The sequence below is a fragment of the Magnetospirillum sulfuroxidans genome, from assembly GCF_018224925.1.
Classification (GTDB): Bacteria; Pseudomonadota; Alphaproteobacteria; order Rhodospirillales; family Magnetospirillaceae; genus Magnetospirillum; species Magnetospirillum sulfuroxidans.
The window spans coordinates 91572-110007 of sequence record NZ_JAGTUF010000010.1; the positions used below are offsets into that span (position 1 = coordinate 91572).

Annotated in this window: 20 protein-coding genes; 11 read left to right on the plus strand and 9 right to left on the minus strand. The window is 62.8% G+C overall.

What is annotated here, in order from left to right:
- Window positions 1–66: 66 nt before the first annotated feature.
- From KEC16_RS11730 to KEC16_RS11740, 3 genes are all read left to right on the plus strand, one after another.
- Window positions 67–468: a F0F1 ATP synthase subunit epsilon gene (locus KEC16_RS11730; protein ID WP_211549084.1), complete on the plus strand. Its 402-nt coding sequence runs from the start codon at window positions 67–69 to the stop codon at window positions 466–468.
- A 124-nt stretch (window positions 469–592) separates the two neighbouring features.
- Window positions 593–1408, plus strand: coding sequence for an acyl-ACP desaturase (locus tag KEC16_RS11735; protein ID WP_211549086.1), 816 nt, complete (start codon window positions 593–595; stop codon window positions 1406–1408).
- A 212-nt stretch (window positions 1409–1620) separates the two neighbouring features.
- Window positions 1621–2693, plus strand: a protein-coding gene (locus tag KEC16_RS11740) for an IS630 family transposase (protein ID WP_211549088.1) whose coding sequence is annotated in 2 segments (ribosomal slippage) — window positions 1621–2113 and window positions 2113–2693 — 1074 coding nt in all. Because the reading frame shifts where the segments join, the coding sequence is not laid out codon by codon here.
- A 44-nt stretch (window positions 2694–2737) separates the two neighbouring features.
- On the opposite strand, the gene KEC16_RS11745 is transcribed toward KEC16_RS11740, so the two are convergent.
- From KEC16_RS11745 to KEC16_RS11780, 8 genes are all read right to left on the minus strand, one after another.
- The gene (locus KEC16_RS11745) at window positions 2738–3250 is read right to left on the minus strand and encodes a hypothetical protein (protein WP_211549089.1); all 513 of its coding nucleotides are present in this window, start codon (window positions 3248–3250) and stop codon (window positions 2738–2740) included.
- A 122-nt stretch (window positions 3251–3372) separates the two neighbouring features.
- A complete protein-coding gene (locus KEC16_RS11750) occupies window positions 3373–5829 on the minus strand; it encodes a helicase-related protein (protein ID WP_211549091.1) in 2457 nt (818 codons plus the stop codon).
- Window positions 5830–5833: 4 nt separating this feature from the next.
- Window positions 5834–6364 carry a 6-carboxytetrahydropterin synthase gene (locus tag KEC16_RS11755; RefSeq protein ID WP_211549093.1) on the minus strand — a complete coding sequence of 177 codons (531 nt, stop codon included), beginning with the start codon at window positions 6362–6364 and terminating at the stop codon, window positions 5834–5836.
- A gap of 5 nt (window positions 6365–6369) precedes the next feature.
- Window positions 6370–7011 (minus strand): 7-carboxy-7-deazaguanine synthase, encoded by a 642-nt coding sequence (gene queE / locus KEC16_RS11760; RefSeq protein ID WP_428846058.1) that lies wholly within the window; start codon window positions 7009–7011, stop codon window positions 6370–6372.
- Window positions 7012–7050: 39 nt separating this feature from the next.
- Window positions 7051–7392 carry a hypothetical protein gene (locus KEC16_RS11765; protein WP_211549095.1) on the minus strand — a complete coding sequence of 114 codons (342 nt, stop codon included), beginning with the start codon at window positions 7390–7392 and terminating at the stop codon, window positions 7051–7053.
- Between the two features lie 28 nt (window positions 7393–7420).
- The gene (locus tag KEC16_RS11770) at window positions 7421–8158 is read right to left on the minus strand and encodes a 16S rRNA (uracil(1498)-N(3))-methyltransferase (protein ID WP_346344072.1); all 738 of its coding nucleotides are present in this window, start codon (window positions 8156–8158) and stop codon (window positions 7421–7423) included.
- Window positions 8155–8592 carry an NfeD family protein gene (locus tag KEC16_RS11775; RefSeq protein WP_211549097.1) on the minus strand — a complete coding sequence of 146 codons (438 nt, stop codon included), beginning with the start codon at window positions 8590–8592 and terminating at the stop codon, window positions 8155–8157. Before KEC16_RS11775 ends, KEC16_RS11770 begins: the two co-directional genes overlap by 4 nt.
- 2 nt (window positions 8593–8594) lie before the next feature.
- The gene (locus KEC16_RS11780) at window positions 8595–9554 is read right to left on the minus strand and encodes an SPFH domain-containing protein (RefSeq protein WP_211549100.1); all 960 of its coding nucleotides are present in this window, start codon (window positions 9552–9554) and stop codon (window positions 8595–8597) included.
- Window positions 9555–9677: 123 nt separating this feature from the next.
- Here KEC16_RS11780 and KEC16_RS11785 point away from each other — a divergent pair, with 123 nt between their 5' ends.
- The 8 genes from KEC16_RS11785 (at window position 9678) to KEC16_RS11820 (ending at window position 17162) form a co-directional block, all read left to right on the plus strand.
- Entirely contained in the window at window positions 9678–10670 is a 993-nt protein-coding gene (locus tag KEC16_RS11785) for an NAD(P)H-dependent glycerol-3-phosphate dehydrogenase (RefSeq protein WP_428846059.1), read from the plus strand.
- Between the two features lie 14 nt (window positions 10671–10684).
- Window positions 10685–10966 carry a YciI family protein gene (locus KEC16_RS11790; protein WP_211549104.1) on the plus strand — a complete coding sequence of 94 codons (282 nt, stop codon included), beginning with the start codon at window positions 10685–10687 and terminating at the stop codon, window positions 10964–10966.
- Between the two features lie 25 nt (window positions 10967–10991).
- Entirely contained in the window at window positions 10992–11405 is a 414-nt protein-coding gene (locus KEC16_RS11795) for an EVE domain-containing protein (protein ID WP_211549105.1), read from the plus strand.
- Window positions 11402–11746: a Rieske (2Fe-2S) protein gene (locus KEC16_RS11800; protein ID WP_346344073.1), complete on the plus strand. Its 345-nt coding sequence runs from the start codon at window positions 11402–11404 to the stop codon at window positions 11744–11746. Before KEC16_RS11795 ends, KEC16_RS11800 begins: the two co-directional genes overlap by 4 nt.
- Window positions 11747–11923: 177 nt before the next feature.
- Complete coding sequence (acs, locus tag KEC16_RS11805; protein ID WP_211549107.1) at window positions 11924–13861, plus strand: acetate--CoA ligase; 1938 nt, start codon at window positions 11924–11926, stop codon at window positions 13859–13861.
- A 111-nt stretch (window positions 13862–13972) separates the two neighbouring features.
- Complete coding sequence (locus KEC16_RS11810; protein ID WP_249209135.1) at window positions 13973–14782, plus strand: alpha/beta hydrolase; 810 nt, start codon at window positions 13973–13975, stop codon at window positions 14780–14782.
- A gap of 85 nt (window positions 14783–14867) precedes the next feature.
- Window positions 14868–16445, plus strand: a complete 1578-nt coding sequence (locus KEC16_RS11815; protein ID WP_211549109.1) for a hypothetical protein — start codon at window positions 14868–14870, stop codon at window positions 16443–16445.
- A 69-nt stretch (window positions 16446–16514) separates the two neighbouring features.
- Window positions 16515–17162: a MarC family protein gene (locus tag KEC16_RS11820; protein WP_211549111.1), complete on the plus strand. Its 648-nt coding sequence runs from the start codon at window positions 16515–16517 to the stop codon at window positions 17160–17162.
- 62 nt (window positions 17163–17224) lie between these two features.
- Here the strand turns inward: KEC16_RS11820 and KEC16_RS11825 are convergent, their stop codons facing one another.
- A complete protein-coding gene (locus tag KEC16_RS11825; protein ID WP_211549113.1) occupies window positions 17225–18427 on the minus strand; it encodes a pyridoxal phosphate-dependent aminotransferase in 1203 nt (400 codons plus the stop codon).
- Window positions 18428–18436: the final 9 nt, after the last annotated feature.

Here is an 18436-nt window from a genome sequence, read left to right on the forward strand (position 1 = left end):
GTTGGGAGCCCCGGTTTTCCGGGGCTCCCGCCCGCTCCTCGGGTTCAAGCGTAAGGAACACGGCGCATGGCCGAGAAGATCAAGTTTGAACTGGTGTCGCCGGCTAAGCTGCTGGTGAGCGCCGCTGTCGACATGGTGGTGGTTCCCGGCTCCGAAGGTGACTTTGGCGCCATGGCCCAGCATGCCCCGATGATCACCACTGTTCGTCCTGGCGTCATCGACATCCATGACGGCGGCAAGATCGGCAACCGTATCTTCGTTGCCGGCGGCTTCGCCGAAGTGAACGAAGAGCGCGTCACCGTTCTGGCCGAAGAAGCCATTCCGGTGGCCGATATCACCGCCGATATGGCTTCGGCCCGCTTGCAGGAAGCACGCGAGGCTATCGCCGACGCCAAGACCGATGCCGAAAAGGCGGTTGCCGCTCAGCGTCTGCTGATCGCCACCGCCCTTGAGGCCGCCACCCACTAAGGGTGGGGGATACGATTACGGAAAGGGTCGGCTTGAATGCCGGCCCTTTTTCGTTTTAGACCTTGAAACGCCACGCCGTTGTAACACAAAGTGAGCGCGGCACAGGCAAGAGTGGATCGCAAAAATGACGCACTGGACCCCAGAGGACATTCCGTGGGCCGAGTTTGACGCCAGTAAGTTGTCCCCTGATATTTTGAAAGTGGTCAAGGCGGCGTCGATGGTTGAACGCAATGCCGGCGACTACACCGAATATCTGGGCAAAGTCTTCGCCAGTGATCCCGCGTTCAAGCAATTGGCGGTACAGTGGCGCAAGGAAGAAGTTCAACACGGCGACGTTCTGGGGCGTTATGCCGAACTGGCCGATCCCGAATTCAACTTCCAAGAACGCTTCAAGCGTTTCACCGATGGCTACAAGGTGCCCATCGATCTGGAAACCTCGGTGCGTGGATCGCAGACCGGCGAATTGCTGGCCCGCTGCATCGTCGAAACCGGCACTTCGTCATTCTATAGCGCTTTACGCGATGCCAGCGACGAACCGGTGCTCAAGGCGATCTGTCATCGGATTGCCGGCGATGAGTTCCGCCATTACAAGTGGTTCTATGAATACATGAAGCGCTACATGGCCATGGAAGGCGTCGGTGTTTTTCGCCGGGCCATGGTTGCCATTGGCCGCATCAAGGAAACCGACGACGACGAATTGGCTTTTGCCTATCACGCCGCCAATGATGCCGCCGAAACCGCCTATGATCGCGCGCGCTGCAACCGTGAATATGCGGTGCGGGCCTATGGCTTTTATCAGCCCAAGCACACCGAGCGGGCGGTCAACATGATCTTGAAGGTGGTCGGGCTTGATCCGCAAGGCTGGCTGGGCAGCGCCGCCAAAAGCTTTGCCTGGAAAAAAATGCGGTCGCGGGCCGAAGCGATGAAGCAGGCGGCATAATACCGGCCGCCCTTTGAAATGATCCGTTCCGGCGGCCGGCAAGCCCGAGCGGCATTTGAGCCGGTCGTCTCGGCATGAACTGATCCAACGGATCAGATCATTGGCCGGGCGGCATAATACCAGCGGCCGAAACGGCTGACTCTCGTTAAAGGGGCTTGTGCTCGCTGACGTCCCGTGATTCGCTTTATCTCGTAGCGATTCACGGAGGGGACATGCCGCCAGCAGTGATGGTGACGCGGACGGAGTACACGGCGTCCGATCTTCGGCGCGAGGCCGGTCGGGCGCGGGATGGCAACGCGGCCCGGCGGATGCTGGCGATCGCGCTTGTTCTCGAAGGTGCCTCCCGTGACGATGCGGCCCGCACCTGTGGGATGGACCGGCAGACTCTGAGGGATTGGGTACACCGGTTCAACGGGCAGGGCCTGGCCGGTTTGTCCAACGACAACAGCAAAGGCGGGCGACGGGCGCGGCTGACGCCAGAGCAAAAGGCGGAGTTGGCCGAAGTCGTGCGCAAAGGGCCGGATGTGAAGGTCGATGGCGTTGTTCGTTGGCGCCGGATCGATTTGCAGTCGGCGATCCGGGAGCGCTTCGATGTGGAATTGGCCGAGCGCACGATCGGCACGATCCTGCATGAACTCGGTTTTCGACGCCTGTCGCCACGGCCTTTCCACCCGAAAAAGGATGAAGAGGCCCAGGAGGCTTTTAAAAAAACTTCCCTGACCTTGTTGCCGCCGCCCTGCCGGAAGCCGCGAAAGGCAAGCCCCTTGAAGTCTGGTGGCAGGACGAAGCGAGAGTCGGACAGCAAGGAACCCTGAGCTACGCTTGGGCTGAACGCGGATCACGCCCTCCCGCACCGCGAGACTGTCGCTATACCTGGGTCTACATCTTCGGCGCCGTCTGCCCGGCGCGAGAGACAGCGGCAGCGCTGGTCCTGCCGACGGTCAACATCGAAGCCATGACCTTGCACTTGGCCGAAATCAGCCGCCAAGTCGCTCCGGGCGCCCACGCCATCCTCATTCTTGACGGCGCAGGTTGGCACAAGACCGGTGGCGCGCTGGTGGTCCCGGACAACATCACCTTGCTGCCGTTGCCCCCCTACGCCCCGGAATTGAATCCGGTCGAAAACGTCTGGCAATACCTTCGCCAGAACGCCCTCAGCCACCTCGTCTGGGAAAGCTACGACGCCGTCGTCGATGCCTGCTGCGACGCGTGGAATGATTTCCTCGCCACGCCCAGCCGCATCAAATCAATCGCCTCTCGCCAGTGGGCGTCGGTCATTGGTTAAGGCCGTTGGTATAAGACAGCAAAAGGCGGCGCAAGCCGCCTTTTTCAGCGCTGGAAGGCGGCGAGGGAGCCGCGCACCTGATCCAGCGCGTTGCGCATTTCCACTTGGAAGCGCTGCGAGGTTTCCTGGGCGTATTGCGCTTGTTGCGCCGGCATGTTGCGCAGCAATTGTTCGGTCGCCGCCTGGGTGCCGACGATGCCAGCCTCGACGGCGTCGACGACTTCGTTGGCTTGCTTGATCTGGGAGGCGGCGCCGCTGGCCAGTGTCTGCGCATCGGCCATGGCCAATAAATGGCCAAGTCCGGTCACCGCGTTCTTCAGTTGCGCCCCGGCCGAGGAGACAGCCACCGCCGCCCCCTGTTGGACGGCGTTGTCGTTCAACTGCCGCACGGCGGCGATCATGGTCTGGATTTGCTGGGTGATATCGTTGGTCTGATTACTGTCTTGGGATTGACGACGCTCGTGGGTGCCGCCGGTCCCTTCGGTCAGACGGCCGGAATCGGGCAGAGTTTCGTCCGAGGCGGCAACCGCGGAGGCGGATTCCGACGCAGGAGACAAAGAACTCAGGAATGAGGCTATTCTGCCGATTCCCATGAGTGACACCCCAAAAAAAGCACCCTTTGGGTGCGGTCAGGTCCCAACCCGAATGGGTCCAGCATAGCCCTAATGATCCGCGGATTTCAATGCTTTGCGGCGCTGTGCTGGCGCAGGACGGCAAAAGGGGACGAATCCGGGGTTTTTGGTGGCCGCGGCGCCGGTGGTTTCTGGCGACGCGGCGCCAGCCAGCCGGTTTCGCCCTGACGCCAGCCGAGATTTTGCAAGGCGCTGCTGACATGGGCGGGCTTGGCCGCCAAAGTGGACAAAATCGATGGCGGCAGCATGAAGCCATGGGGATGGGCGCGGGCGAGCCCGCGCAATTGCGCCGTCACCCGTTCTAAAATATCGACCCGCACCGCCAGTTCGCCCAGGCAGCGATAGCCGATGGCGGTCAGATAGGGGCGGGACAGGGCGCCGATACTCAGGCTGGCTTGTCCGCGCGGCAGACTGGCCAGGGGGTGACCGCTCTGGACGGACCATAACAGGGCCCGCATTCTTTGTGCCGCCGGTTTCAGCAAGGCCGGGGCATAAAGGCTTTCCAGGCCAAAGCGGATATCCATGCGCGCCAATGTTTTGCGGTCCTGGTCTGACAAGGCGGTGATTTGGCCTTCGGCTTGGGCGCGCGACAGAGAGCCCAAACCCTCGGCCAATTGGTGCAGCAATCCCCGGCCCGGCCCGCCCAGATCGGCTGGCGGGTGCAGCAAGGGGGCAAACAGTGGCGCAAGGGCTCCGGCCAGGAACAGCCCCAGGCGTTTGAGCAGCCGTTCGCGTTGCCCCGGCTCCACCAGATCCGAGGGCAGCATCTCGAGCTGCGGTGCGAAAGCGGTGTGGCCGGGGCTTAGCCGGGCCACGGGTTGGCCTTCCCACAACACGCGGCCGTGATCGTCCACGGCAAAAGCGGTATCGTCAGCCGCAATCAAGCGGGCCACCCGTCCGGCGATTTCCGGTTTCAATGAACGCGCCGCCGCCGCCAGCACGGTCTTGGCCGCCGCGGCCCCCTCGGCCGCATCGGCGACAAAGTTGAAGCCGTCCAGGTGGCCGACGAATTGCCCTTCGACCACCACCTCGCCGGTTTTGGCCACCGCCCCCACCAAGCCGTTGTCGTCCCGCATGGCCCGGACCAGCGCCGAGGTGCGGCGATCGACGAAGCGTTGGGTCAGACTGTGGTGCAAGGCGTCGGAGAGCTTGTCCTCGATGGCGCGGGTGCGCTCCTGCCAGTGGCTGGGGTCGGCGATCCAATCGCCACGGTGCGAGACATAGGTCCAGGTGCGGACATGGGCGATGCGGGCCAGCAAGGTGTCCATCTCGCCATCGGCACGATCCAGGCGATTGACGTGATTGGCCAGCCAATCGGTGGGCAGGCGCCGGCCCGGACCGCAGAGATGACGGAAAATCTGCCCGAGCAAACGGGTGTGGTTGTCGGCCATGACCTTGCGGAAATCGGGAATCTGGCAGATTTCCCACAACAATTTCACCCGCTCGGGATGGGTGGTCAGGCGCTTGATGTCGTCATCGGCGGCCAGGATGGTCAGGGCCAGATGGTCGTCGGCTTCCCGCGCCCGGATCAGACCCTGTTGTTCCGGGGCGCGCTCGAGACTGGCCAGCAGCGCTGCGGTGGTGGCGAAGCGCAGAGCGGAATTGCGCCATGACAAGGCGGTCAATGGCTGGAAAACGTGATTTTCCACCGCTTCGACCACATCCGGGTCAATCCCGGTGACATCGGCCGTGGTGCCGAAGGTGCCATCATTCATATGGCGGCCGGCGCGGCCGCCGATTTGGGCGATCTCGGTGGCATCCAGCCGGCGGGGCGCGCGGCCGTCGAATTTGCGCAGACCGGCAAAGGCGACATGATCGACGTCCATGTTCAGCCCCATGCCGATGGCGTCGGTGGCGACGATATAATCGACCTCGCCGGCTTGATACAATCCCACCTGGGCATTGCGGGTGCGGGGCGACAGCGCCCCCAGCACCACCGCCGCGCCGCCGCGTTGCCGGCGCACATATTCGGCCATGGCATAGACTTCGGCGGCGGAAAAGGCGACCACGGCGGAACGCGGCGGCAGCCGGTTCAGCTTTTTCGCCCCCGAATAGGTCAAGGATGACAGGCGTGGGCGGGTGGAAAAGGCAACGTCGGGAACCAATCGGCGCAGCAGCGGCTTGATGGTTTCGGCCCCCAGGAACACCGTTTCTTCAAGCCCGCGCGCGTGCAGCAATCGGTCGGTGAAGATATGGCCGCGTTCGGGATCGGCGCAAAGCTGGATTTCGTCGATGGCCAAAAAGGCGACGCGGCGATCCAGCGGCATGGATTCGACGGTGCAGACGAACCAACGCGGATGGGCGGGGATGATCTTTTCCTCGCCGGTGATCAGCGCCACCTGGGCCGCGCCCTTCAGCTTGACGATGCGGTCATAATTTTCCCGCGCCAGCAAACGCAGGGGAAAGCCGATCATGCCGCTGGCATGACCGAGCATGCGGTCAAGGGCGAAATGGGTCTTGCCGGTATTGGTCGGGCCGAGAACGGCCATGATCCGACCGGCCATCGCCTTATTCCCCGTATTCGGCGGCGCAGTTGGGGGTTTCGAACACCCGCACCATCACCAGCCGCGCCGCCCCGCCGGAACGCTGGCGGACCGGTTCGGCCAGCTTGACGAACCAGTGGCGGGCCAAACATTCGGCGGTGGGCTGAAACGGCACCACGGTCAGCTTGGTGGTCAGGCGGGTGTCGGTGGTGGTGGCCTCGCCTTTTGCCCGCACCTCGGCTTCCAGGGCATTGCGCCAGTGCGCCGGATCGCGGCCTTGCGGCGTGAACATCTCCAGCAATTCGGCATCGGCCAAGGCGGCGATGAAGCCGTGATCGCACGGCTCGTCGATGGCTTTGACCATTTCGGCCTTAAGGAAGCCGAAATCCAGAACCATGTCGGTCTGTTCACCGTCGTGGTGCAGGTCGACGGCCTCGCACACCGCTTCGATGCCATAGCGATGGCCGTGCAGGTGACGGCATTTCGAGCCATGGGTCATGATGCGGTGACCGGCATCGATGTCGATGCGCCGCGTGATGCGGTAAGGGGCGGGCATGGTGATTACGGGATTCCCAGAATCTTGTGTGTCTGCAAACTGAGCCGCCAGCGCGGATGGGTCAAGCAGAAGGATATGCAGGCTTGCATATGGGCGGCGCGGTCGGGGCCGTCCATGGGCTGGAGGAAATAATGGCGAAACGGCAATCGTTCCAGGCTGGTCGGGTCGATGCCTGCTTGCGGCCAGACCAGCTTGATCTCGTCGCCGGCGGTGATGTGCAGATCGGTGCCGGCCTTGGGGCTGATGCAGACCCAATCAATTCCGTCGGGCAGGGCGATGGTGCCGTTGCTTTCCACCGCGATCTCCAAGCCCCAGCGGTGCAGGGCGTGGATCAGGGCTTCGTCCAGTTGCAGACCGGGTTCGCCGCCGGTAACCACCACCAAGGGCTGACCACCGCCGCCCTTGGGCCACAGGGCGGCGACGGCGGCGGCCAAGATGTCGGCATCGGCGAATTTATCGCCGCCGACGAAATCGGTGTCGCAGAATCGGCATTGGGCGGTGGCGCGGTCGGCCTCGCGGCCGCTCCACAGATTGCAGCCGGCAAAGCGCAGGAAGATGGCGGCGCGGCCGGCTTGGCCGCCTTCGCCCTGAAGGGTGTAAAACAGTTCCTTGACCGTATAGGCCATGGTCGGGTGCCTTTTGCTCACTGCGTCATCTCGGCTTGTGGCCGAAGGACGATCAGGCAATCAATGATCGCTGCCGTGCAAGATGGCCTTGTCCGGGCCGACATCGTAATTTTGTCCCTCGACCGTCAGGGTGACGGCATGGGGGAAGATGGCGCGGATCAGGCCCTTGCGCTCCAGCGCCGCCCACACCGCCGGATTGCTCAGGCCCGAGGCGTCCTTGGTCATCGCCACCTTGTCGCCGACGTGAAAATGGTTGCCGTGCGGGCGCGGCAGGGTGGTCAGCAGCTTGTCGCCGTTGTCGTGGGTGTTGGCGGTCTCGGGGTGACGGGCCAATTCCTGGAACAACACCAGGGTCTTGCATTGCAACGGGTTCAGCTTGAGCGGGTTGGCTTTCGGCGGCATTCATCTTCTCCGACAAAGGGGCCGGGCATTATGAAGCACGCGGGCGATGGTTCCAATCCCCAAGCAGGGCCTGGACGATGGCCAAGCCGGCAATGGCTGCGGTTTCCGCCCGCAAGATGCGCGGTCCCAGCGAAACCGGTACAGTAAAGGGTTGCCGGGCCAGCAAGGCCCGCTCGTTTTCGTCGAATCCGCCTTCGGGGCCGACCAGCAAGGCCAGCTTGCCCGGCGGCACCGTCGCCAGCGCCTGGGCGATGGGGGCGCCGCCGCCGCTTTCGTCGAGAAACAGTAACGGCCGCGCGGCGTCCCAACCGGCCAGGGCCTTGTCCAGCGCCGCCGGTTCGTGCATGGACGGGACGGTAAGGCGCTCGCATTGCTCGGCCGCCTCGGTCATGTTGGCGGCCAAGCGGTCGGTGTTGACCCGGCTCATCACCGTGCGGCGGGTGAAGACCGGCCACAGCATCGAGATACCCAATTCGCTGGCTTTTTCCGCCACCAGATCGATGCGATCCTTCTTGATCGGCGCCGCCAGCAGCCACAAATCGGGCTCGGGCATTTGCGGCCGGGTCTGGGCGACCAGTCTGACCGAGACGCCATTTTTGCCCACCGTTTCCAGATCGCCCCGCCATTGGCCATCGCGGCCGTTGAACAAAGCGATCGCTTCGCCCGCTTTGACCCGCATGACGTTGGCGAGGTAGTGCGATTGTTCCTTGCCCAGCCCGATGGTGGTATCGGCGAACAAGTCATTGGTGACGTAAAGACGAATCACGATGCCGCTTCCACCTTCAAGACAATGCCGTCGGCGCCGACGACCGTGACCCTGGCCCCGGTGGGCAGGTCGGGGCCGCAAACCTTCCAGGTGGTGTCGCCCAGCTTCATCCGGCCATACCCATCCAGAATCGGGGTGTCCAGGGTATGGATGGTGCCGACCAATTGGGCGGCGCGCCTGTTGAGCAAGGGGGCCTGACTCGCCGGTTCCTTCAGCCGGCTATACAGCTTGCGCCCGGCCACCGCCGCCACCACGGTCAGGGCGGCGAAGATGACGGCATGGATTTCCCACCCCAGGCCGGGGGCCATATAGGCGACCATGCCGGTCAGGAAGGCGGCGATTCCCGGCCATAACAGATAGGTGCCGGGGACCATGGCCTCGGCTCCGATCAGGACAACGCCGGCAATCAGCCAATGCCAGAATACCGGTTGCATGATCAGCCCCCCGCGTTGGGAAGGCCGGCGCGGCGCGGCTTGGCGGCGGTGCCGTCGCTCAGGGCATCCTTGGCGATTTCGGCGATGCCGGCGACCGCGCCGATGATGCCGGAGGCCTCCAGCGGCATCATGATCAGCTTTTGATTGGGGGCTGACGCGACCTTTTCCAGGGCGCCGACATAGCGCTGAGCGATGAAGTAATTGACCGCCATCGCCTCGCCACCGGCCACCGCCTTGGAGACCACGTACACCGCCTTGGCTTCGGCCTCGGCCTCGCGCTCGCGTGCTTCGGCGTCGCGGAAGGCGGCCTCGCGCCGGCCCTCGGCCGCCAGGATCTGCGCCTGTTTTTGTCCTTCCGCCTTCAACACCTCGGCTTGCTTCAGGCCCTCGGCCTCCAAGATGGCGGCGCGTTTGTCGCGCTCGGCCTTCATCTGCCGGCCCATGGCATCGACCAGATCGCGCGGCGGCGCGATGTCCTTGATCTCGATGCGGGTGACCTTGACGCCCCAGGGCTGGGTCGCTTCATCGACGACGACCAGCAGCTTGGTGTTGATCTGGTCGCGCAGGGACAGCAACTCGTCCAAATCCATGCCGCCCATCACCGTGCGGATGTTGGTCATGATCAAATTCAAGATGGCGATTTGCAGATGCGCCACTTCATAGGCGGCGCGCGCGGTATCGAGCACTTGGAAGAACACCACCCCGTCCACCGTCACCATGGCGTTGTCGCGGGTGATGATTTCCTGGCTGGGAACGTCGAGCACCTGCTCCATCACGTTCAGCTTGCGGCCGACGCGATCGACCAGCGGCACGATCAGGTGCAGGCCGGGGGACAGGGTGCGGGTATAGCGGCCAAAGCGTTCGACGGTGAATTCATACCCTTGGGGCACCACCTTGATGCCCATGAAAACCAGGACCAGACCCAGGGCTACCAGGGCCAGGGCAAAGGCGGCGACGTCCATGATCCGTAATCCCTTCGCATGTGCAGCTGAAACGAGCATAGCGCCAACCCGCCGGGTTGTCGTTGACCAAGTGTTTTGCGACGGGGCATAACCCTGGGACCAGGGTTGATGGAAAGAATGGGCATGCAGCGGATTGGCATCATCGGCGCGGGCGCTTGGGGAACGGCGTTGGCGGTAGCAGCCAGACGGGCGGGGCGCGATGTGGTGTTGTGGGCGCACGAACCCGACGTCGCCGCCGCCATCACCGCCATGGGCCGCAACACGGTTTATTTGCCCGACATCCATCTGGATCCCAGCATCCGCGCCACCACCGATCTGGCCGATGCGCTGGATGCCGACGCGGTGTTGCTGGTGACCCCGGCCCAGCATCTGCGCGCCAGTCTGAAGCAGGCCGCCCGCCATTGGCGGCGCGGAGTGCCGGCGGTGATCTGCGCCAAGGGGATCGAGCAGGGCAGCGATTGCATGATGACCGAGGTGGCCGAGGCGGAATTGCCCGGCATCCCGTTGGCGGTGCTGTCCGGCCCCACTTTCGCCATCGAGGTGGCGCGCGGCCTGCCCACCGCCATCACCTTGGCGTGTGGGGATGCCGCCTTGGGGGCCAAGCTGGTCGACGCCCTGGGCACCCCGGCCTTCCGCCCCTATCTGGCCGCCGATCTGGTCGGGGCGGAAATCGGCGGCGCGGTCAAGAACGTGCTGGCCATCGCCTGTGGCATCGTCGAGGGCAAGGGCTATGGCGACAATGCCCGCGCCGCCCTGATCACCCGTGGACTGGCCGAAATGTCGCGCTTGGCCATGGCCAAGGGCGGGCGGATGGAAACCCTGATGGGGTTGTCGGGGATGGGGGACCTGATCCTTACCGCGTCATCGGCGCAATCGCGCAATTATTCGCTCGGTCTGCTGCTGGGGCAGGGGCAAAGCCTGGCGGATATCCTGGCCGGGCGCAAGGCGGTGACCGAAGGGGTGTGGAGCGCCGGGGCGGTGGTCGATATGGCCCAGCGCCTGGGCATTGAAATGCCCATTTGCGCCGGCGTCGATGCGGTGCTCAACCGCGCCTGTCCGTTGGATGAAGCCATCATGCAATTGCTATCGCGGCCGTTCACGTTGGAAGGCCGCTAACCGGAGGAAACGCCATGACCCTTTACATCATCACCTGTATCGACAAGCCCGATGCGTTGGATCTGCGTCTGGCCAATCGTCAGGCCCATTTGGATTACGCCCGCGCCTGGACCGACAAGATGCTGATGGGCGGGCCGCTGTTGTCCGATGACGGCGAATCCATGCAAGGTTCGATGTTGGTGCTGGACGTGGAAGACCGCGCCCAGGTGGACGATTTCATCGCCAATGACCCCTATGGTCTGGCCGGTCTGTTCGCAAGCGTCACCGTGCGTCGCTACAAGAAGGTTCTGCCGTGATCGGCTCCATTCCGGGAGGAAGGCAATGAAACGCTGGCTGGTCAAATCCGAACCGGGCGCGTGGTCGTGGGACGATCAGGTGCGCGACGGCGTCACCGCCTGGACCGGGGTCCGCAACTACCAGGCCAGCAATTTCCTCAAGGCGATGAAAGTCGGGGATCGCTGCTTCTTTTACCATTCGGTCAATGAGAAGCGCATCGTCGGCATCGTCGAGGTGGTGCGCGAGGCCTATCCCGACCCCACTTCCGACGATCCGCGCTGGGTCTGCCCGGATTTGAAGGCGGTGGCTCCGGTTCCCCATCCGGTCGCCCTGGCCGACATCAAGGCCGATCCGCGTCTGGCCGACATGGCGCTGATCCGCCAATCGCGCCTGTCGGTGATGCCCGTCGATGACGCCAGTTGGGGAATCATCTGCGGGTTGGCGGGGGTGGCGTCGTGATCTTGTGCCGGCTGGCCGATCTGTCCGATCCGGGGGCCAGGGGGCCGTTCATCGTTACGTTGGCCGGCGAGCGCAAGCAGGTGTTCGTGGTGCTGACCGATGGGCAGGTGCGGGCCTATGTCAATTCCTGCCCGCATGTGGGGGCGCCGCTGGAGATGGAGGAGAATCGTTACCTTGATCTGACCGGTTCGGAAATCATTTGCGCCGTTCACGCCGCCCGTTTCGATCTGCTGACCGGCGATTGCACCTGGGGACCGTGCCGAGGGCGCCGGCTGACCCCGGTCGCCATCACCATCGCCGATGGCATGATCGTCGCCGATAATCCACCAAATCTTTCATAGTTGTGTCACATCGTTGCGTGATTGCGACTTAAAAGAATCGAATCGTTGCGCGGCGGGGGTTGAGTCGGGCGGCGAATATGACCATAATTCCGGCCAGCATCGGGGAATAGAATGCCGCGCACCCTCAAAACGAGGGGCGTGCACGAAACGAATATAAAATTTGGGAGACAACCTGACATGACCGAACTTTTTCCCGTTCCCACCGAATTCGCCAAGCAAGCCCTGATCGACGAGAAGACCTACCAGGAATGGTATGACCGCTCGGTCAATGATCCGGATGGCTTCTGGGGCGAACACGGCAAGCGCCTGGATTGGATCAAGCCCTACAGCAAGGTCAAGGATGTCTCCTATTCCGGCGATGTCAGCATCAAGTGGTTCGCCGACGGAACCCTGAATGTCGCCGCCAACTGCCTGGATCGCCATCTGGCCACCCGTGGCGACCAGACCGCCATCATCTGGGAAGGCGACGACCCGAACGATTCCAAGCACGTCACCTATCGTGAGCTGCACGAGCAGGTTTGCCGCCTGTCCAACGCCATGGTCGATCTGGGCATCAAGAAGGGTGACCGCGTCACCATCTATCTGCCGATGATCGTCGAAGCGGCCGTCGCCATGCTGGCCTGCGCCCGCGTCGGCGCCATCCATTCCATCGTCTTCGGCGGCTTCTCGCCCGACGCTTTGGCCGGCCGTATCCAAGATTGCGATTCGTCCCTGGTCATCACCGCTGACGAAGGTCTGCGCGGCGGCCGCAAGGTGCCGCTCAAGGCCAATGTCGACAAGGCGCTGGAAACCTGCTGGTCGGTGAAGAACGTCATCGTCGTCAAGCGCACCGGCGGCAATATCCACATGGTCACCGGCCGTGATCATTGGTACGAGGATCTGTCGGCCAAGGCCGCCCCGACCCACACCGCCGAGGAAATGAACGCCGAAGACCCGCTGTTCATTCTCTACACCTCGGGGTCGACCGGTAAGCCCAAGGGCGTGCTGCACACCACCGGCGGCTATCTGTGCTATGCCGCGATGACCCACCAATATGTCTTCGACTATCATGACGGCGATGTCTATTGGTGCACCGCCGATGTGGGTTGGGTGACCGGTCACTCCTACATCGTCTATGGCCCGCTGGCCAATGGCGCCATCACCTTGATGTTCGAAGGCATCCCGACCTATCCCGACGCCTCGCGTTTCTGGCAGGTGGTCGACAAGCACAAGGTCAACATTTTCTACACCGCGCCGACCGCCATCCGTTCGCTGATGCGCGAGGGCGAGGAAATCGTCAAGAAGACCAGCCGCTCCAGCTTGCGTCTGCTCGGTTCGGTGGGCGAGCCCATCAACCCGGAAGCGTGGCTGTGGTATCACCGCGTCGTCGGCGACAACCGTTGCCCGATCGTCGATACCTGGTGGCAGACCGAAACCGGCGGCATCCTGATCACGCCCTTGCCGGGCGCCACCGCGCTCAAGCCCGGTTCGGCCACCCGTCCGTTCTTCGGCGTCAAGCCGCTGATGGTCGATGCCGAAGGCAAGGTGCTGGAAGGCGCCGTCGAGGGTAATCTGTGTCTGGCCGAACCCGGTTGGCCCGGTCAGATGCGCACCATCTATGGTGACCACGAACGCTTTGGCCAGACCTATTTCTCCACCTATCCCGGTCTGTATTTCACCGGTGACGGCGCTCGTCGCGATACGGATGGCTATTACTGGATCACCGGCCGCGTCGATGACGTGATCAACGTGTCCGGTCACCGCATGGGGACGGCGGAAGTGGAATCGGCGCTGGTCGCCCATCCCAAGGTGGCCGAAGCCGCCGTGGTCGGTTACCCGCACGAGATCAAGGGCCAGGGCATCTATGCCTATGTCACCCTGATCCAGGGCGAAGAGCCGACCGAGGAACTGCGCAAGGAATTGGTGGGGTGGGTCCGCAAGGAAATCGGCCCGATCGCCAGCCCCGATCTGATCCAGTGGTCGCCGGGCCTGCCCAAGACCCGTTCGGGCAAGATCATGCGCCGCATCTTGCGCAAGATCGCCGAGAATGAGTTCGGCGCCCTGGGCGATACCTCGACCCTGGCCGATCCGACCGTGGTCGAAGACCTGATCGAAAACCGCATGAATCGCGGTTAGGACCGGTTGACGTGATCAAGGCCCGGCGGCGACGCCGGGCCTTTTTCTTTGAGTCCTAGCTTTGCCGGACCATCATCCCTATGTTGAAGGCAGGATTAAAGGATCGAACACTTGATCGGAGAAGTCGTGGCGGTATTCGCGGGTGGATTAGCGCTGGCCATGGGAGGGCTGGCATTCTTCCAGCGCGACATGATCTATCATCCGGGCACGGAACGGATCGACCCCGCCGATGCGGGCGTGCCCGAAATGGTGCAAGTGCCCATTCGCACCCATGACGGCTTCATGGTCACCGGCTGGTACGCGCCGCCGCGCGACCGGTTTCAGCCCACCTTGGTGTTGTTTCACGGCAATGCCGGCACTGTCGCCAACCGCGCCCACAAGGCGCGGGCCTACATGAATGCCGGCTTCGGCGTGCTGTTGGCCGGCTATCGCGGCTATGGCGGCAATCCCGGCTCGCCGTCGGAAGAAGGGCTGTACGCCGATGCCCGTGCCGCGATGGGCTGGCTGATCAGTCGCGGTGTGCCGGAAGGCCAGATCGTGGTTTATGGCGAATCCTTGGGGACCGGGGTGGCGGTACAGATCGGCACCGAGCATCCCAATCTGGTGGCGGTGGTGCTGGAAGCGGCCTATACCCGTCTGCCCGAACTGGCCCCGGCCTATGTGCTGCCGGGTTTTGCCGAGATGGTGATGCTTGATCGCTATGACAACCGCGCCAAGGTCGGTCAGGTCAAGGCGCCGCTGCTGATTATGCACGGCCAGCAAGACGGCGTTGTTCCGGTTTCCATGGGGCGGGAATTGAAGGAGCGGGCGCGCATGGGCGTCGAAGCGCATTTCATCGCCGCCGCCGGTCACAACGACCTTTACGATCACGGCGCCGCCGCGATCACGGTTGCTTTCATTCGCAAGCAGCTGGAACCCTGACCGTACGTTGATGTGGGGCCGGGGGAGGGTGACGCCCCAGGTTGCCTGCTGCTAGGCTTGCGCCAAACCAGCGAATGGAGATGGGGTGAGCCGTAATCCGACCAAGTCCCGCCCTGGCTTGGCGCCGCCGCCGACTGCTTTTGCTCCGGCGACCGGCACAGCGCAGCGGAAAGCGACAGCCGCACCGACGAAGCCCGGCGCCATTCCGGCGCCGCCCACCGCTTTTGGCCCCAAACCGGCTTCCAGCGTGCAGCGGGCGAAGGCGGGGGCATCGTCTTTCGCCCCACCACCCACCGCTTTTGGCCCCCCCTCCGCCGCGATGCAAAGGCTTGCCGCCCCGGCTGCGCCACGATTCGTCCCGCCGCCAATCGCTTCCGCCGCGAGGCCAGGGGCCGGTGTGGTGCAGCCTTTGCTGCAAATCACCGATGCCGGCAAGTTCTTCGACAACGAAGCTCAGGCAATCGATTATCTGACCCAGCGCTATCGGCAGATTCTGCAAGGCAAAGGCAGCATGCGGGCCTTAACCCCCGACGAGAATGGGCGGATCAAATTTCTGGCGGCCGCCGCCAAGGACCCGCGCATGGTGTATCCTATCGCCAGCTTGCAGCAGGCGATGGGATACATCGAGGCGGCGACGTCGTTTCCCAGCATTGCCTATGACCGCTATCCCGACCGGACGCCCGAGCGTGTCAATGATGATGCGACGGATTGGGGCTTTACCTACTTCACCCAAGACACGGTGCCGACACGTTACGATATTCCGCAATCTCCGCAGCATTACAGCCTGTTCGATGATCAGCAGGTGCGGCAGTACCAGCAGCTTCACCTGGAGCAGGAGATGAGTGAGGTTCAGTACGGCATCGATATATGGAAACAAGATTACGCCACCAAATCCCACCTGGGGTTGAACCACTACGCCTATAATCTGAGAATCGATTATCGGCTGAGCGAGTTGGAAGCTTTCACCGATCTGAGTGGCGAAATCTCGTACGCGCAATCTTCGACAAATCCCCCCTCTAACAAAAAAGAAAGCACGGGCAGTACTTTTTACACGAGCACGGGGTTCATTCCCTCTCAAGCGAAAAAAGGAAGAAAAATAGATGTAAGAACAAATATGAAAACAAAAATACAGGATTTGTATGATAATTATAGAACAGGGTCTTTTGCTGAAACTTATATGTTTAATCAAGCGCGGCCGCCAAATTATTTTGTTAATGCAGAGGCCAAATCAATCGGCACCAGATATTTTCATTCCGAGGTGCAAGCCGCCTCGGATATGAATGGAGCCCGCAAAGTGGCGCGTGACGCCGTCGATCAAGTGGTGGCGGAGGCCCAGAAATTCATCGGCAGCAAGACCGCGATGTTCTCTTTGGTGGTCACCGCCGTGACCATCGTCGGTTTTTCCGACAGCCGCACCGTCTGCGGAAATTGCTGCAAGATCGCCTTGGCCGACCTGGCCAAGACCCTGGAAACCGAGGTCAACACCTATCTGGCCACTCAGAAAACCGTGGCGGGCAATTTGAAGGTGCGGCGATCGCGCTTTTTCAGCGTGTCGTCCCATGTGGGGGCGCTGATGGACATCACGGGGTCGACAGTCGGCGCTGTCGTCAATACCGGCACCCCCAGCCTGTCACACCATTGCGTGCACGAATACAAACCGTGATGTGACCGAGGTTGATGGGCGTCGGGGGCGGCGTTATGGTCAAGACCCTTTGTCGGCGCCGGGGTGGCGATGTCTGCGTTTTTGGCCAGTTTTCTGCTGGTGTTCGGCTCGTTGTTCCCAATCGTCAATCCGCCGGGCAGCGCTTTTATGTTTCTGGCTCACACCCGGACCGTCAGTCATGCCCAGCGGGCTGAACTGGCGTTGCGGGTGGCGCTTTATGCGTTCTTGATCGTGATCGGTTCGCTTTACGTCGGGGCGGCGGTGCTGGGGTTGTTCGGCGTGTCCATCCCGGCCTTGCGCGTTGGCGGGGGATTGGTCATCGCCGTGGCCGGCTGGCGGCTTTTGAATGCCAAGCCCGGCGCCACCGGGGGGGATGTCGAGGTGGAAAACACCCCGGAAACCTTGCGCACCGCCGCTTTCTATCCCCTGACCATGCCGCTGACCACGGGTCCGGGCACCATCGCCGTGACCATTGCGCTGGGCACGGGGCACCCCTTTGGCCATGGCGCCTTGTCCCTGGGCACATTGGGGGCATTGGGTGCCGCCTTGTCGATCAGTGTGTTGATATATCTAAGTTTTCGCTTCGCCGACCGGCTCGAGACGTTGTTGGGGCGGGCATTGACCGATGCCTTGATGCGGCTGTTCGCTTTGCTGCTGTTGTGCATCGGCGTCGAAATCATCTGGCGCGGCATTGCCGAGATGATCAAAAGCCTGTGAAGACAAAAGGGGCGCCCCGTTGCCAGGGCGCCCCTTAAGATTTTGTCCGGCGAGGCCGGCGATCAGGTCAGGCTGTCGCAGAACCGCTTGATGCGCTCGCAGGCCTTTTGCAGTGCTTCGGTCGACGTGGCATAGGAGATGCGGAAGTACGGCGACAGGCCGAAGGCCACGCCCTGGACCACGGCGACGCCTTCGGATTCCAGCAGAAAGGTGGCGAAATCGCTGTCGCTGTTGATCACCTTGCCTTCGGCGGTCTTCTTGCCGATCACTCCGGCGCAGGACGGATAGACATAGAAGGCGCCTTCGGGGGTGCGGCAGGTCAGGCCCTTGCACTGGTTCAGCAGCGTGACCACCAGATCGCGCCGCGCCTTGAAGACCTCCTGGTTCTTCGGAATGAAGTCCTGGGTGCCGTTCAACGCTTCGACCGCGGCGGCTTGCGACACGGTGGCGGTGTGGGTGACCGATTGCGACTGGATCATGTTGATGGCCTTGATCAACGGCAACGGGCCGGCGGCATAGCCGACGCGCCAACCGGTCATGGCATAGGCCTTCGACACACCGTTCATGGTCAGCGTGCGCTCATACAAGCTGGGCTCGACCTGGGCCGGCGTGCAGAACTTGAAGCCGTCATAGACCAGATGTTCGTACATGTCGTCGGACATGATCCACACATGCGGGTGCTTGACCAGCACGTCGGTCAACGCCTTCATCTCGTCCCAGGAATAGGCGGCGCCGGTGGGGTTGGACGGCGAGTTCAGCACCAGCCACTTGGTCTTCGGCGTGATCGCCGCTTCCAGATCGGCGGCCTGCAACTTGAAGCCGGCGCTTTCCGGGCAAGCGACGAATTTCGGCACGCCGCCAAACATCAGGGCGATGTCGGGGTACGACACCCAATAGGGCGCCGGCACGATCACTTCGTCGCCAGGATTGATGGTGGCCATGAAGGCGTTGAAAATAACGCCCTTGCCGCCGACGCCGACGGTGATCTGATCGACGGTGTAGTCCAGGCTGTTCTCGCGCTTGAACTTGGCGGCGATGGCCTTGCGCAGCTCGACGGTGCCGGCCGGCGGGCCGTACTTGGTCGCCCCGTTGTCGAGGGCCAGCTTGGCGGCGGCCTTAATGTTGTCGGGCGTATCGAAATCGGGCTCGCCCGCGCCCAGTCCGATGACGTCGCGGCCGGCGGCTTTGAGCTCGGCGGCCTTTTGCGTCACGGCGATGGTCGGAGACGGCTTGATGGCCGACAGCCTGTCAGCGATGAACGGCATGGTCTTCCC

Excerpts from the sequence above, each read along its gene's own strand:
- KEC16_RS11820 (WP_211549111.1), top strand. The coding sequence starts at position 16,515 with ATGTCTGCGTTTTTGGCCAGTTTTCTGCTGGTGTTCGGCTCGTTGTTC.
- KEC16_RS11795 (WP_211549105.1), top strand. The coding sequence starts at position 10,992 with ATGAAACGCTGGCTGGTCAAATCCGAACCGGGCGCGTGGTCGTGGGAC.
- KEC16_RS11785 (WP_428846059.1), top strand. The coding sequence starts at position 9,678 with ATGCAGCGGATTGGCATCATCGGCGCGGGCGCTTGGGGAACGGCGTTG.
- KEC16_RS11750 (WP_211549091.1), bottom strand. The coding sequence starts at position 5,829 with ATGGCCGGTCGGATCATGGCCGTTCTCGGCCCGACCAATACCGGCAAG.
- KEC16_RS11735 (WP_211549086.1), top strand. The coding sequence starts at position 593 with ATGACGCACTGGACCCCAGAGGACATTCCGTGGGCCGAGTTTGACGCC.
- KEC16_RS11825 (WP_211549113.1), bottom strand. The coding sequence starts at position 18,427 with ATGCCGTTCATCGCTGACAGGCTGTCGGCCATCAAGCCGTCTCCGACC.
- KEC16_RS11775 (WP_211549097.1), bottom strand. The coding sequence starts at position 8,592 with ATGCAACCGGTATTCTGGCATTGGCTGATTGCCGGCGTTGTCCTGATC.
- KEC16_RS11730 (WP_211549084.1), top strand. The coding sequence starts at position 67 with ATGGCCGAGAAGATCAAGTTTGAACTGGTGTCGCCGGCTAAGCTGCTG.
- acs (WP_211549107.1), top strand. The coding sequence starts at position 11,924 with ATGACCGAACTTTTTCCCGTTCCCACCGAATTCGCCAAGCAAGCCCTG.
- KEC16_RS11790 (WP_211549104.1), top strand. The coding sequence starts at position 10,685 with ATGACCCTTTACATCATCACCTGTATCGACAAGCCCGATGCGTTGGAT.
- KEC16_RS11765 (WP_211549095.1), bottom strand. The coding sequence starts at position 7,392 with ATGCCGCCGAAAGCCAACCCGCTCAAGCTGAACCCGTTGCAATGCAAG.
- KEC16_RS11780 (WP_211549100.1), bottom strand. The coding sequence starts at position 9,554 with ATGGACGTCGCCGCCTTTGCCCTGGCCCTGGTAGCCCTGGGTCTGGTC.
- KEC16_RS11755 (WP_211549093.1), bottom strand. The coding sequence starts at position 6,364 with ATGCCCGCCCCTTACCGCATCACGCGGCGCATCGACATCGATGCCGGT.